The sequence below is a fragment of the Chelativorans alearensis genome (genome assembly GCF_010993735.1).
In the GTDB taxonomy this organism is placed as follows: Bacteria; Pseudomonadota; Alphaproteobacteria; order Rhizobiales; family Rhizobiaceae; genus Chelativorans; species Chelativorans alearense.
This window is the reverse complement of record NZ_WQNI01000001.1, coordinates 572781-586344: the sequence shown is the minus strand read 5'-3', so window position 1 is coordinate 586344 and position 13564 is coordinate 572781. Positions and strand designations below refer to the sequence as shown.

Below are 13564 nucleotides of genomic sequence, written 5' to 3'. Positions count from 1 at the left end.
CGACGGGCGAGCCGCCTACGCCGGCGGCCGCACATGCCCCTTTTCGAAGCCGTTACGACAGCGATCCGGCATTAACGCAAATAACCCACAATCTCCGCGCCCGGCATACGGTTACGCCCCTGCCGCCAAAACGCGGTTGTTTCCGTAACTATTGGAATGGCGCGTGCCCGCTTCGTCAAGAAGTTTTTGGTTAACAAAGGGTTAACGGCTTCCGAAGGGTGCGGAAGCCTATGAATCCGCTGGCGGATTCGGGCGGGGAGGGGAGGGCGCTACCGGGCGTGCCTCCCATCTCCGGCGTCCTCCCGCTCGCTGGATGATGCATTGCCGCCCCATCGGTGCCGAGTCGCGAATAGCGAGTCGCGATCCGTGGGTGAAGGGGCGTGAATCGAAAAGTCCGGAGATGGCGGTGGCGGCGCCGCTCTATCCGGCCATATCCGGGCAGAGAAGCAAATCCCGACCAGCGGAAGGAAAGCCGCCGATTGCTTCCGTATGATCGCGGCCATTTTTGCACTGCCGGTGCCGACGGATAGCCGGCGTGTGGCCCGTGCGCACATACGGTATGCTTTTCCTTCGATAACGAAAGGCCTCGCCATGACCTCGTTGACCCAGCGGCTTGAATTTGCCGGCCACTCCGGCGCCACCCTGGCTGCACGCCTCGATCTGCCGGGCGGGCCGGTGCGCGCCTATGCGCTGTTTGCCCATTGCTTCACCTGCTCGAAGGACCTGGCGGCGGCCCGCCGCATCGCCGCGGAGCTGGCGCGCGAGGGCATCGCCGTTTTGCGCTTCGATTTCACGGGGCTCGGATCGAGCGAGGGGGAATTCGCCTCGACGAACTTTTCCTCCAACGTTGCCGATCTGGTCTCGGCCGCCGATTATCTGCGCGAGCATTACCTGGCGCCATCGGTGCTGATCGGCCATTCGCTGGGCGGTGCGGCGGTGCTGGCAGTGGCCAAGGATATTGCGGAAGTGCGCGCCGTCGTCACCATCGGCGCCCCGGCCGATGCCGCCCATGTGCTGAAGAACTTCGGCGCCAGCCTGGAGGCGATCGACAGGGACGGCGATGCAAAGGTCGATCTCGCCGGGCGCACGTTCCGTATCGGCAAGAAGTTCGTGGAGGATGTGCGCGCGCAGCGCATCTCCAAAGCCGTGGCGGCGATGAGGAAGCCGCTCCTCATCCTGCACGCGCCGCGCGACGAGACGGTGGGCATCGACAATGCCACGGAGATCTTCATGGCGGCCAAGCACCCCAAGAGCTTCGTGTCGCTGGATACCGCTGACCATCTTCTCACCCGGCCACAGGATGCGGCCTTCGCAGCGAGCGTGATCGCCGGGTGGCTTTCGCGCTACATCGTCGGCGACGTGCCGCAGGACCGTGTCACGATGGAGCACGTGCGCATCACGGAGACGGGGGAGGGCGCCTTCCAGAACACGGTGCTGGCGGGCCGGCACAGGCTGTTCGCCGACGAGCCGGAAAGCGCGGGCGGGCTCGATTCGGGGCCCTCGCCCTACGACTTCCTGTCGATCGCGCTGGGCGCCTGCACGTCGATGACGCTGCGCATGTATGCGGACCGCAAGGGCCTGTCGCTCGGGCGCGTCAGCGTCGACGTCTCGCATGCCAAGATGCACGCCCGCGACTGCGCGGAATGTACGGATGAGGAGCGCGAGGGCGGCGGCAGGATCGACCGTTTCGAGCGCGTGATCTCGGTGGAGGGGGAAGTCTCCGAGGAGCTGCGGGACAAGCTGGCGGAGATCGCCGGGAAGTGCCCGGTGCACCGCACGCTGGAGGCCAAGGCGAAGGTGGCGACAGTGGTGGAGGCCGGCGACGGCGGGGCGGGGTAGGGGCCTCTGGGCGAGGCCACTCAAACCCGATGCACATCCGCCAGGGCCTCGAAATGCTCCACCAGCGCCGCGCACTCGGCGCCGAGCTTTTCGCCGAGCGGCTTGATGATCGAGTACTCGAACCGCTCTTCCGCCTCGAACGGCCGTGAGATGCCGCCGAGGCGCACGTGGTCCTCCGCCGTGAAGGGGTCGATCAGCGCGACGCCCAGGCCGCGCCGCACCAGCGCCGAGATGACGATGGAAAGATAGGCGCGCATCTTCACCAGCGGCGGCCGGCGCATCTTGGCGAAGCGGCGGTCGAAGAGCCGGCCCGTCATGGTGGAATCGACGAAGCTGACGAAGTCGACGCCGGAAAGGTCGTTGAAGGAGACGGTTTCCTTTTCGCCGAGCGGGTGGCCCGCCGGGGCGATGAAGCGGTAGGGCAGGGCGCCCGTGCGCACCACGTCGATCTCGAACTTGTGCTGGGTGGGGATGCCGAAGCCGATCTGGCATTGCCTGAGCGCCACCTGGCGCACCACCGGCAGCGTGGTCATGGCGAAGAACTCGGCGCGGAACTCCGGCCGCTCGGCGTGCAGTTGGGCGACGGCCTGCGGCAGCGCCGTGTGGGCGAAGGCGGGGGCGGCGGCGATGCTCAGCGTCGTGCGCTGGCCGCGCTTGATCTGGTCCGCCGCGCGCTCGATCTGCTTCAGGCCGGTGAAGCTGCGCTCCACCTCCAGCCAGAATTCGTGCGCCTCGGGCGTTGCCACCACGCGCCCGCCGTGGCGCGTGAAGAGGCGCAGGCCCGAGCGCTCCTCGAGCTCGCGGATGAGCCGGCTCACGGCCGGCTGCGAGATCAGAAGCTCCTCCGCCGCGCCCGAGACGGTGCCGGTGCGCATCACCTCACGGAAGGCTTCCAGGGATCGTTGGCTGAGCATGTTTGCACCCACGACTATAAGGTTTCATGATACTCGCGTAATGATTCCTTATTTGCCTTATAGCAAGGCCGCCCATTCACTGACGAGGTTTTTCCGGCTCGTGTGAGGGGCATCCGCAGTGGGCGGGACCAAGACCGATATCGCATCTCTTCCGGCAAGGACCGACGTCGTCGTCATCGGCGGCGGGGTGGTCGGCGTTTCCGCGGCTCTTTATCTCGCCGGGCGCGGCATGCGCGTGGTGTTGTGCGAGAAAGGCCGCATCGCCGGCGAGCAGTCGTCGCGCAACTGGGGCTGGATCCGCAAGATGGGGCGCGACCCCGGCGAATTGCCGCTGATGATCGAGAGCGCCCGGCTGTGGGCGCGGCTCGTGCCCGAGCTCGGGACGGACATCGGCTACCGGGTGTGCGGCATCACCTATCTGGCCGATACGGAGGAGCAGCTGGCCGCGCATGCGGCGTGGCTCGAGAAGGTCCGTGCATTCCAGCTCGACACGGCGCTGCTCTCCCCGGCGGAGACCGATGCGCTGCTCGGCCGCGAGGACCGGCGCTTCAAGGGCGCGCTGCACACGCCGTCGGATGCCCAGGCCGAGCCGTCGCTGGCCGTGCCGGCGATGGCGCGGCACGCGGCGAAGCTGGGCGTCACCGTTCTGGAGAACTGCGCCGTGCGCACGGTCGAGCGCGCGGGCGGGCGCGTCAGCGGTGTCGTTACAGAGCGTGGGGAGATCGCCTGTCAGGCGGTTATCCTTGCGGGCGGCGTCTGGTCGCGCACATTCCTTGAAAATCTCGGGCTCGGCCTGCCGCAGCTCGCCGTCAAATCCTCGGTCTTGAGGACCGCGCCGGCGCCGCAGATCACGCCCGGCGCGCTGGGGGCGGCCGGCGCCTCCGTGCGGCGGCGGCTCGACGGCGGCTACACGATTGCGCGCAGCGGGGCGGCGGAGTTCCAGCTCATCCCGGCCGCCTTCCGGCACTTCGGCGCCTTCCTGCCGGTGCTCAAACAGCGCTGGCGTATCATGAAGATCAGGGCCGGGCGCGACTTCTTCGGGCCCTTGGGCGCGGTGCGCTGGCGCGCCGACGAGACGAGCCCGTTCGAGAAGGTGCGCGTGCTCGACCCGGAGCCGGACGGCAAGCTGCTTGCCGATGTCATGGCTTGCGCACGGGCATTGCATCCGCAGCTCGCCGAGGCCCGCCCCGTGCAGAGCTGGGGCGGCATGATCGACGTGATGCCGGACGAGCTGCCGGTGGTCGACACGCCGCTCGGCTGGGCAGGGCTGCTGATCGCGACCGGGCTTTCCGGCCATGGTTTCGGCATCGGGCCGGGCGTCGGCCTGATGGCGGCGCAGGCCGTTCTCGGCGAGGCGCCGCTGGTCGATCCCGCGCCCTTCGCGTTGTCGCGTTTCGAGCGGAGGGCGGCGGCATGAGCGCACCGGACGTCCTCGTCATCGGTGCCGGCATCACGGGGGCGGCGGCTGCCCTTGCGCTGACTGAAGCGGGGGCGCGGGTGGAGATCGTCGACCGCTACGGACCGGCGGCAATGGCCTCCGGCTGGACCCTTGCCGGCGTACGGCAGTCCGGCCGGCACGCCGCCGAACTGCCGCTTGCGCGGGCGGCCGTGGCATTGTGGCCGGAGCTCGACCGCATGCTGGAGGCCGACACCGGCTATCGCCAGCACGGCAACCTGAGGCTTGCGCGCGATGCGGGGGAAATCGAGACGCTGAAGGCGCTGGTGGCCGAGCAGAAGGCGGCGGGGCTCGATCTTACGCTCCTGCCCGACCTTGCCGCGGTGCGCGAGGTGACGCCGGCCCTTTCGTCCACGGTGCTCGCGGCTTCGTGGTGCCCGACGGACGGGCATGCCGACCCGGTGGCGACGGTCCTGGCCTTTCTCGACCGGGCCGAGCGGCTCGGGGCGCGCGTTTTAATGGGTGAACGGGTCCTGCGGCTGGAGGCGGAAGGCGGGCGCATCACCGGGGCCATTACCGACCGGCGCCGCATCGCCGCCGGCGCGGTGCTCGCCGCGCCCGGCATCTTCGTCAACGCGGTGCTGGAGCCGCTCGGGCTTCAGATCCCGCTGCGCCGGCCGATGGTGACGGTGGTGCGGACGGCACCGTGCGCGCCGCTGCTGCGGCCCGTCCTCGGCGTGGCCAATGCGGACATGGCGGTGCGGCAGGAGGTCTCCAGCCGGCTGCGCGTGACGAGCGGCGCCGAGGTGTGGGCGGGGGCGCTCTGCGAGACGGAACGCGGCCCGGTTGTCCGCCCCACCGCGCGAAGGGTGATGGAGACCATCGGCAGGGTGGCCGCGGTGCTGCCGGCGCTGGCCGAGGCCGAGGTGGAGAATGTGTGGGGCGGCGTGCTCGACCTGACGCCGGACGCGCTGCCGGTGATCGACCGGGCGCCGGGCTGCGACAATCTGGTGGTGGCGGCGGGCTTCTCCGGCCACGGCTTTGGCATCGGTCCCGTCACCGGGCCGCTGGCCGCCGACCTTGCCTTGGGGCGCCCGCCGGCGCTGGCGCTGGATGCTTTCCGCTTCGACCGCTTTTCGAAGAGCGCCCGGCCGGAAGCCGAACTCACGTTGCATGGCTGACACCATGGAGAGAAACGAAAGGGACTAGAAGTGCTCGATCCGAAAGGCCGTGTCGTCATGATCTCCGGCGCCAGCCGCGGCATCGGCCGCGCCATCGCCGAGACCCTGCACGCCAAGGGCTATGCGGTGAGCGCCGGGGCGCGGGACGTGGCGGCGCTTAAAGCCGCCCTTGCGCCGCTCTCCGGCGAGCGGCTTTTGTGTGCGCGCTACGAGGCGGCGGACCGGGAGAGCCATGCGGCCTGGCTCGCCGCGACGCTGGAGCGGTATGGCAGGCTCGATGCGCTGGTCAACAACGCCGGCACCTCCAACACATTTTCCATAGAGGAAGGGGAGGAGGCCGATCTCGACGCGCTCTGGACGATCAACGTCAAGGGGCCGCTCTTTCTTACCCGAGCCTGCCTGCCGCACCTGAAGGCCGCGGGCAGCGGGCGCATCGTCAACGTCGCCTCGCTTTCAGGGAAGCGGGTGCGCAACGAGAACATCGCCTATAACATGACGAAGCACGCGGTGATGGCGCTGACGCACGGCACGCGCCGCATCGGCTTTGAGCACAGGGTGCGGGCGACCGCGCTTTGCCCAAGCTTCGTCGCCACCGATCTCACCGCTGGCGTCACCAAGGTAAGCCGCGAGGAGATGATAGAGCCCGGCGACCTGGCCGAGCTCGCCGCCACGGCGATTGCGCTTCCCAACAGCGCGGCGATCGCCGAAATGCTGGTCAATTGCCGGCTCGAGGACACGCTTTAAGGAGCATTCGACGACACGTACCAACAACCGAATAACAAGGAGAGAGGTGGAACCAATGAGAAGAACGATCGGACTGACGCTCATAGGCCTGGCCATGGCAGGCAGCGCCCACGCGGCGGGGGAGACGCTGAATGTCGGCATGGGCAGTGCCGACGCCGGCAAGCTCGACCCGCATGTGGCGACGTCGACGCCGGACAAGGGCCTTCTGCACTGGATGTTCAACGGCCTGGTGCGCATCAAGCCGGGCGAGGCGAGCCCGGCCGATATCGAGCCCGACATCGCCGAAAGCTGGACCACCTCCGAGGACGGGCTGACCTGGACCTTCACGCTGCGCCAGGATGTCGATTGCCATGGCGACTACGGTCCGCTCGATGCCGAAGACGTCGTCTTCTCGCTCAACCGCGCGGCCGATCCCGACATCTCGGCCTTTGCCGACAGCTACGCGGCTTTTGAAAGCGTCGAGGCGACGGGCGACCATGAGGTGACCATCACGCTGAAGAACCCGGTGCCGAGCCTGCTCGGCCTTCTGGTGCCCTATCACGGGGGCAACATCGTGTGCAAAGACGCCGTCGAGGCGCTCGGCACGGAGTTCGAGCGTACGCCGATCGGCACCGGCCCCTTCATGTTCGAGGAGTATCAGCCGCAGCAGTATGTGAAGCTGGTGGCGAACCCTGAATATTTCCGCGGCGAGCCGCAGATCAAGGAGATCTACTACCGTTACATCCCGTCGGACTCCTCGCGCGACCTCGCCTTCCAGTCCGGCGAGATCGACATGATCTACGGCAAGCAGGACCAGACCTGGGTGGAGCGCATCTCCGAGGTGCCCGGCACCAAGGTGGCGGTGATGACGCCGGGCGAAATGTCGGTCATCCATCTCAACATGACGATGCCGCCCCTCGACGACGTGCGCGTGCGCCGCGCCGTCGCGCACGCCATTGACCGCAACGCCCTGGTCGAGTTCAAGGGCCCGGACGTGACGCTGGCCGCCGTCTCACCGGTGCCGGAAGGCAATCTCGGCTATACGGGCGACGTGCCGACCTATGAGTTCTCGGTGGAGAAGGCGAAGGCGCTGCTGGCCGAGGCCGGCCATCCCGACGGCGTGACCATCAAGGCCATCCACACGACGCTGCCGGGCATGCTGACCACCATGGAGGCGGTGCAGGCGCTTCTGCGCGAGGCCGACATCAACCTGGAGATCGAGACGGTGGAGCACGCCACCTTCCACGAGCAGATCCGCAAGGACCTGAGCCAGGTGACCCACTACGCCGCGGCGCGCTTCCCGGTGGCCGACGTCTATCTGTCGCAGTTCTTCCACTCCGACGCCATTGTCGGTAAGCCGACCGCCGTCGCGAACTTCTCGCACTGCGACGTGGCCGATGAGGAGATTGCCGCCGCGCGCGCGGAGACGGACGATGAAAAGCAGCTCGAACTGTGGGCGGAGGCCCAGCGCAAGATCATGGACGAGGTCTGCGCGGTGCCGCTTGTCCAGAGCTTGCAGCTCTGGGCGTGGAAGGACACGCTCGACCTCGGCGTCGAGGTCAACGGCTCGCTCAACCTGAGCCCGCCGGTGACCGAGGCGGCGCGGTTTGTGGAGTAGGGATCGTGCTGGCTCCCTCTGCCGTAGAGCGTAGGGCTATCGCATGTGGATTGTGAGTCCTTGATTGGAACCCCCACCCCTTACCCCTCCCCTCAAGGGGGAGGGGGATTCTGAGACGCCGGTGTCCCCCTCCCCCTTGAGGGGAGGGGTGAGGGTGGGGGTTCCGGCGAAGCCAAAAAAAGACTCATATGCCATAACCCCCTGTGAGCGGGGTCGGTGAGGGAAACCAGCGTCTTGCGAAAACACCTGAAAATGACCGACTTCCTCCGGAACACGCCATGACAGCTTTCGTCCTCAAGCGGCTCGGTTTCGCCGTCATCACGCTTTTCGCGGTGTTGACCATCGTCTTCTTCATCGTGCGGGTTTTGCCCGGCGATCCGGCCATGGCCATTCTCGGCGATCAGGCGAGCCAGGCGGCGCTCAATGCGCTGCGTGCCCGGCTTGGCCTCGATCAGCCGCTTTATGTGCAGTATGTCCAGTTCCTCGGCGGCGTCGTGGTCGGCGACTGGGGTGTTTCCATGGTCTCCGGCCGGCCGGTGATCCAGGAGATCCTGAAGGTGCTGCCGGCGACGCTGGAGCTGACCTTCGTGTCGCTGGTGCTGGGGGCCGCGGTCGGCATACCGCTCGGCGTGTGGTCGGCGGTCAGGCGCAACAAGCTGCCCGACTATATCACCCGCATGGCCTCGCTCCTGGGGCTCTCCTTCCCGGCGTTCGTCTCGGCGGTGCTGCTTCTCATCGTCTTTGCCATCCAGCTTCGCTGGTTTCCCGTCATTTCCTCCGGGCAGGGGACGACCCTTTCCGACCGGCTGCGCGATCTGGCGCTGCCGGCGATCAACCTTGGCCTCATCATGGCCGCCTACATCACCCGCGTTTCCCGCTCGGCGATGCTGGAAGTGCTCAACCAGGACTATGTGCGCACCGCGCACGCCAAGGGGCTGGCCTTCGCCACCATCATCTGGCGCCACTGCCTGCGCAACGCGCTGATCCCGGTGGTGACGGTGGTGGGCCTTTATCTCGGCATCCTGATCGGCAATTCCGTTCTCACCGAGATCGTCTTCAATCGGCCGGGCCTTGGCAAGCTCATCATCGGCGCGCTCAACCAGCGCGACTATACGATGCTGCAGGGGATGATGGTGATCTATACGCTGATCGTCGTTCTGGTGAACCTGATCACCGACCTCACCTACGGCCTGATCGACCCGAGGATCAAATACTCATGACCGACGTGACGACAGCGCCCCTCTCGCGCGCCGCCTATCTGCGCAGCGCCGCCGTCGCCATGGGCGGCGGTCTCATCAAGGCGTTCAACGCCAACAAGACCTCCTGGGTCGGGCTCGGCGGCTTCCTCATCGTCGTGCTGCTGGCCGTCCTGGCGCCGGCGATCGCGCCTTACGACCCGCTCGACCAGAACATCCTCTACCGCCTCAAGCCGCCATCGGCCGAGCATTGGCTGGGCACGGACTTCTATGGCCGCGATACGCTCTCGCGCATCCTGTGGGGCGCGCGCATCTCGCTTGCCATCGGGCTTATCGCCATCGGCTCGGCGATGGTGATCGGCACGCTGATCGGCATGGTGGCGGGCTATTACGGCGGCCGCACCGACATCATCGTCATGCAGGTGATGGATGTGCTTCTGGCCTTCCCCTCGCTCATCCTCGGCCTGATCGTCGTTGCCATGCTGGGGCCGTCCATCGCCAATCTGGTGATCGCCATCGCGCTGACCGCCGTGCCGCCCTTTGCCCGCATCGCGCGGGCGCCGACCATCGCGGTGAAGAACCGCGAATTCATCGAGGCGGGCCGGGCGCTGGGCTATTCCGATCTGAGGCTGATGTTCGGCCATATCCTGCCCAACATCGCGCCGGAGATCCTCGTCATGGGATCGCTGTGGCTGGCGACCGCCATCCGCGTGGAAGCCTCGCTCGCCTTCATCGGCCTCGGCGTCAGCCCGCCGACGGCCACGTGGGGCGGCATGATCCGCGAGGGGTTCGAGAACATCCTCGACTCGTTCTGGCTGGCGCTGTTTCCGTCTGTCGCCATTCTCGTTGTCGTCTTCGCGCTGAACCTGCTCGGCGACGGGCTGCGCGATGCCATCGACCCGCGGCTGAGGGGTGAGGAATGAAGATGCCTATCCTATCCGTCCCCGTGCTTTCCGTCGAAGGGCTCACCACCTCCTTCCGCGTCGACGGCGAATGGCTGCCGGTGGTGCGCAATGTCGGCTTTGCCATCGGCGAGGGCGAGACCGTGGCGGTGGTGGGGGAATCCGGTTCAGGGAAATCCGTCACGGCACTCTCCATCATGCGGCTGGTGCAACAGGGGGTGGGGCGGGTCGAGGGGTCCGTCAAGCTCACCGGTAGAGAGCTCACGACGCTCGACGATGCCGCCATGCGTGACGTGCGCGGCGGCGAGATCGGCATGATCTTCCAGGAGCCGATGACGAGCCTCAACCCGGTGCTGACGGTCGGCTTCCAGGTGGCCGAGGCGCTACGCCGGCATCGCGGCATGGACGGGGCGGAAGCCGGGGCCGAGGTGTTGCGCCTGTTCGATCTGGTGCGCATTCCCGACGCTGGGCGGCGCGCGGGCGAGCATCCGCACTCCTTTTCCGGCGGCATGCGCCAGCGCGTGATGATCGCTATGGCGCTTGCCTGCCGGCCGAAGCTGCTCATCGCCGACGAGCCGACCACGGCACTCGACGTGACCATCCAGGCGCAGATCCTGGAGCTGATCCGCGAACTGCAGAACGAGATCGGCATGTCGGTGATGTTCATCACCCACGACATGGGCGTGGTGGCAGAGATCGCCGACCGGGTGGTGGTGATGCTGAAGGGCGAGAAGGTGGAGGAGGCGCCGGCGGCCGAGCTCTTCACCGCACCGAAACACGGCTATACACGGATGCTGCTCGGCGCGGTGCCGAAGCTCGGGGCGCTTGCCGAGACGGCGACCCCGCGCCGCTTTCCCGCCATGGCGCAGACGGGCCCCGGGCCGGAGCCGGATGGCGAGCCGGACAGGCGCGGCGATGCCATTCTGGATGTCGAGGGGCTGACGACGCGCTTTTCCATGCATGGCGGGCTCTTCGGCCGCACCACCGGCTACGTACACGCGGTGGAGGATGTCTCGTTTGCCGTGCGCGCCGGCGAGACGCTGGCGCTGGTGGGGGAATCGGGCTGCGGCAAGTCCACCACCGGCCGCTCCATCCTGCGCCTGGTCGAGCCGACGGCCGGCAAGGTGCGCTTCGAGGGCGAGAACCTGATGGAGGCCGACGCCGCCGCCTTAAGGGCCGCGCGCCGGCGCATGCAGATGATCTTCCAGGATCCCTACGGCTCGCTCAACCCGCGGCAGACCGTCGGCTCGGCCATCGGCGAGCCCATCCGCGTGCACGGGCTGGCAAACGGGGTGGAGGTTGAGGAGAAGGTGGCGCGCCTCCTGGATCTGGTCGGGCTGGCGCGCGAGCACGCGCTGCGCTTTCCGCACGAATTCTCCGGCGGCCAGCGCCAGCGCATCTGCATTGCCCGTGGCCTGGCGCTCGAGCCGAGCCTGATCGTCGCCGACGAATCCGTCTCCGCGCTCGACGCCTCCATCAAGGCTCAAGTGGTCAATCTCATGCTCGATCTGCAGCGCGAGCTGGGGCTTGCCTATCTCTTCATCAGCCACGACATCGCCGTGGTGGAGCGGGTGAGCCACCGCATCGCGGTGATGCTTCTGGGCGAGATCGTCGAGATCGGCCCGCGCGACGCCGTGCTTTCAAACCCGCGCCATCCCTATACGCGCAAGCTCATCGAAGCCGTTCCGGTGCCCGACCCGGCGACCCGGGGCCGGCGGCGCGGCCTGATCGCCGACGAGCTGCAAAGCCCGGTCCGGCCGGTTGGCTGGACGCGGCCCGAGCGGCGCATGGTGGCCGTGGGGCCGGACCATTTCGTGATGGAGCATTGAGGGGACCTGCCTGCGATCGATCCCTGACGATTGTCCTGCGCGGCGAACTGGTCCACAAGGTTGAAGGCTCCAGGACGCGGGTATCAGATGTTTGGCTTTCGCGATGTCGAGATCGTACATGCGGTGGTTCGGGCGGGCGGCTTCCGTGCGGCCGCGCAAAGGCTCGGGCTCGCGCAGTCGGCGATTTCCGCGCGCATTGCCGCGCTGGAGAAGCGGCTGGGGGTCAGGCTGTTCGACCGGGTGGGCCGCCAGGTTCGTCTCTCACCGGCCGGCCGCCGGTTCCTCGAAGAGGCGGACCGTCTCGTCCACAGCCGCGACCGGATCGTCCAGGAGATCACGCAGACGAGCGGGCTCAACGGCACCGTGCGCATCGGCGTTGCCGAGACAATCGTCCATACGATCCTGACGGCAATGCTCAAACGGCTGCGGCGCGAGCATGCCCATGTCCGTTTCGAGCTCTCCGTCGATACGTCCGAGCAGCTTGCCAACAAGCTTGTGGAGGACGAGATCGATGTCGCCATCCTCTTGAGGGACCTGCAACCGCGGGATGTGGTGGCGGCGCCGCTACGGCCCATCGCGCTCGGCTGGTATGCCTCCGATCGCCTGCCCAGGCCGGCCGCGCCTTTGACCCTTGCGGAGTTGGCGGCCCACCCCATCGTCACGTTTCCCAAGGGGACGCCGCCCTACAAGCAGGTTGAGCGGCTCTTCACCGGGTCCGTTGGCGATGCGCCCATTCTTCATGGCTCGGCATCGCTCTCCACCGTGCTTCATCTCGTTGCCGACCAGTTCGGCATTGGCGTTCTGCCCTGCCGCATGGCGACGTCCCACCAGCTTGGCGCCGCCGATCATATACAGCAACTGGAGGTGGAGCCTTGCGCTGCACCGGAGGACCTGAATTTCGTGGTGGCGTACTTTCCCGAGCGTAACCGTGAGGCGGGCCGTATCATCAGTGAAGCGGCCTTGGAAGCCGATCAAAATGATCTGCTGTAGAGATCGATAAGTTATAAAAATGATCGATTGACAAGATCAATGAAGTTTGGAATCCCTTTTCAAGATAATGGAAGGGGGAAGAACATTTTGGCGTCGACGCATTTTCAGGCAATGGCATCAAAGGCCGGGGTATCGACGGCCGGCCAGCAGACATTCGGTTCGGCCTGCGCCTTGCGCCGGGCGGTTCGTGCAGGCCTCATGCTGGGCGACACGGCGGGAAAGGCGCCCGGCTATCTGCAGGGCAACCTGGCCATCCTGCCGAAGGCCTTCGCATCCGATTTCCTCCTCTTTTGCCAGAAGAACCAGAAGCCGTGCCCCATCATCGGCATCGGCGAGGCCGGCTCGCCGGCGCTGCCGGAACTTGGCGATGACATCGACATAAGGGTCGACGTGCCCCGTTACCGCATCTTTCGCGGCGGCGCCGACTTCGAGAGTGTCGAAGACCTCAACGAGGTGTGGCGCGAGGATCTCGTTACCTTCGTGCTTGGCTGCTCTTTTTCCTTCGAGGAAGCCCTGGCGTCGGCCGGGATCCCCGTGCGCCATATCGATGCCGGGCGCAACGCGCCGATGTATCTGACGTCGATAGACACCGTTCCGGCCGGACCTTTCAAGGGTCCTCTCGTCGTCAGCATGCGCGCCTTCAAGCCTTCCGATGCCATTCAGGCCATCCTGCTTTCGGCCCGGCAGCGTCTGGCCCATGGCGCGCCGGTTCATATCGGCGATCCCGCGCAAATCGGTATCGCCGACATCATGCGCCCCGACTTCGGGGACACACCCGTGATGGAGGAAGGCGACATTCCGGTGTTCTGGGCCTGTGGCGTCACACCGCAGATCGCCATACGCACCTGTGGCGCCGACCTCGCCATCACCCACGAGCCCGGCCACATGCTGGTGACCGACATCCCCGCGGAAGCCGCGGAGAACCGTCTTTCCGGCATCGGCGCGGCGCTCGCCATAAACAGATAAGCGAACCAAC

At 66.9% G+C, this 13564-nt stretch carries 11 protein-coding genes; 10 read left to right on the top strand and 1 reads right to left on the bottom strand.

Going from position 1 to position 13564, the window contains the following annotated elements:
- Nucleotides 1–591: 591 nt before the first annotated feature.
- Nucleotides 592–1839, top strand: a complete 1248-nt coding sequence (locus GPJ75_RS02665) for a bifunctional alpha/beta hydrolase/OsmC family protein (protein ID WP_163264804.1) — start codon at nt 592–594, stop codon at nt 1837–1839.
- 20 nt (nt 1840–1859) lie between these two features.
- Here the strand turns inward: GPJ75_RS02665 and GPJ75_RS02660 are convergent, their stop codons facing one another.
- Entirely contained in the window at nt 1860–2753 is an 894-nt protein-coding gene (locus GPJ75_RS02660) for a LysR family transcriptional regulator (protein ID WP_163264802.1), read from the bottom strand.
- 118 nt (nt 2754–2871) lie between these two features.
- On the opposite strand from GPJ75_RS02660, the gene GPJ75_RS02655 reads away from it, so the two are divergent.
- From GPJ75_RS02655 to GPJ75_RS02615, 9 genes are all read left to right on the top strand, one after another.
- Nucleotides 2872–4170, top strand: a complete 1299-nt coding sequence (locus GPJ75_RS02655) for an NAD(P)/FAD-dependent oxidoreductase (protein WP_163264800.1) — start codon at nt 2872–2874, stop codon at nt 4168–4170.
- Entirely contained in the window at nt 4167–5330 is a 1164-nt protein-coding gene (locus GPJ75_RS02650; protein ID WP_163264798.1) for an NAD(P)/FAD-dependent oxidoreductase, read from the top strand. The genes GPJ75_RS02655 and GPJ75_RS02650 overlap by 4 nt, the downstream gene beginning before the upstream one ends.
- Before the next feature lie 30 nt (nt 5331–5360).
- Complete coding sequence (locus GPJ75_RS02645; protein ID WP_163264796.1) at nt 5361–6074, top strand: SDR family NAD(P)-dependent oxidoreductase; 714 nt, start codon at nt 5361–5363, stop codon at nt 6072–6074.
- 55 nt (nt 6075–6129) lie between these two features.
- Nucleotides 6130–7671 carry an ABC transporter substrate-binding protein gene (locus GPJ75_RS02640; RefSeq protein WP_163264794.1) on the top strand — a complete coding sequence of 514 codons (1542 nt, stop codon included), beginning with the start codon at nt 6130–6132 and terminating at the stop codon, nt 7669–7671.
- Between the two features lie 278 nt (nt 7672–7949).
- The gene (locus GPJ75_RS02635) at nt 7950–8891 is read left to right on the top strand and encodes an ABC transporter permease (protein WP_163264792.1); all 942 of its coding nucleotides are present in this window, start codon (nt 7950–7952) and stop codon (nt 8889–8891) included.
- Nucleotides 8888–9790 (top strand): ABC transporter permease, encoded by a 903-nt coding sequence (locus GPJ75_RS02630; RefSeq protein ID WP_163264790.1) that lies wholly within the window; start codon nt 8888–8890, stop codon nt 9788–9790. The genes GPJ75_RS02635 and GPJ75_RS02630 overlap by 4 nt, the downstream gene beginning before the upstream one ends.
- Nucleotides 9787–11598, top strand: a complete 1812-nt coding sequence (locus GPJ75_RS02625; protein WP_163264788.1) for an ABC transporter ATP-binding protein — start codon at nt 9787–9789, stop codon at nt 11596–11598. The genes GPJ75_RS02630 and GPJ75_RS02625 overlap by 4 nt, the downstream gene beginning before the upstream one ends.
- An 87-nt stretch (nt 11599–11685) precedes the next feature.
- Nucleotides 11686–12588, top strand: a complete 903-nt coding sequence (locus tag GPJ75_RS02620; RefSeq protein ID WP_163264786.1) for a LysR family transcriptional regulator — start codon at nt 11686–11688, stop codon at nt 12586–12588.
- A 111-nt stretch (nt 12589–12699) separates the two neighbouring features.
- Nucleotides 12700–13554 (top strand): putative hydro-lyase, encoded by an 855-nt coding sequence (locus tag GPJ75_RS02615; protein WP_163264784.1) that lies wholly within the window; start codon nt 12700–12702, stop codon nt 13552–13554.
- Nucleotides 13555–13564: the final 10 nt, after the last annotated feature.

Excerpts from the sequence above, each read along its gene's own strand:
- GPJ75_RS02650 (WP_163264798.1), top strand. The coding sequence starts at position 4,167 with ATGAGCGCACCGGACGTCCTCGTCATCGGTGCCGGCATCACGGGGGCG.
- GPJ75_RS02630 (WP_163264790.1), top strand. The coding sequence starts at position 8,888 with ATGACCGACGTGACGACAGCGCCCCTCTCGCGCGCCGCCTATCTGCGC.
- GPJ75_RS02640 (WP_163264794.1), top strand. The coding sequence starts at position 6,130 with ATGAGAAGAACGATCGGACTGACGCTCATAGGCCTGGCCATGGCAGGC.
- GPJ75_RS02625 (WP_163264788.1), top strand. The coding sequence starts at position 9,787 with ATGAAGATGCCTATCCTATCCGTCCCCGTGCTTTCCGTCGAAGGGCTC.
- GPJ75_RS02635 (WP_163264792.1), top strand. The coding sequence starts at position 7,950 with ATGACAGCTTTCGTCCTCAAGCGGCTCGGTTTCGCCGTCATCACGCTT.
- GPJ75_RS02665 (WP_163264804.1), top strand. The coding sequence starts at position 592 with ATGACCTCGTTGACCCAGCGGCTTGAATTTGCCGGCCACTCCGGCGCC.
- GPJ75_RS02615 (WP_163264784.1), top strand. The coding sequence starts at position 12,700 with ATGGCATCAAAGGCCGGGGTATCGACGGCCGGCCAGCAGACATTCGGT.
- GPJ75_RS02620 (WP_163264786.1), top strand. The coding sequence starts at position 11,686 with ATGTTTGGCTTTCGCGATGTCGAGATCGTACATGCGGTGGTTCGGGCG.
- GPJ75_RS02660 (WP_163264802.1), bottom strand. The coding sequence starts at position 2,753 with ATGCTCAGCCAACGATCCCTGGAAGCCTTCCGTGAGGTGATGCGCACC.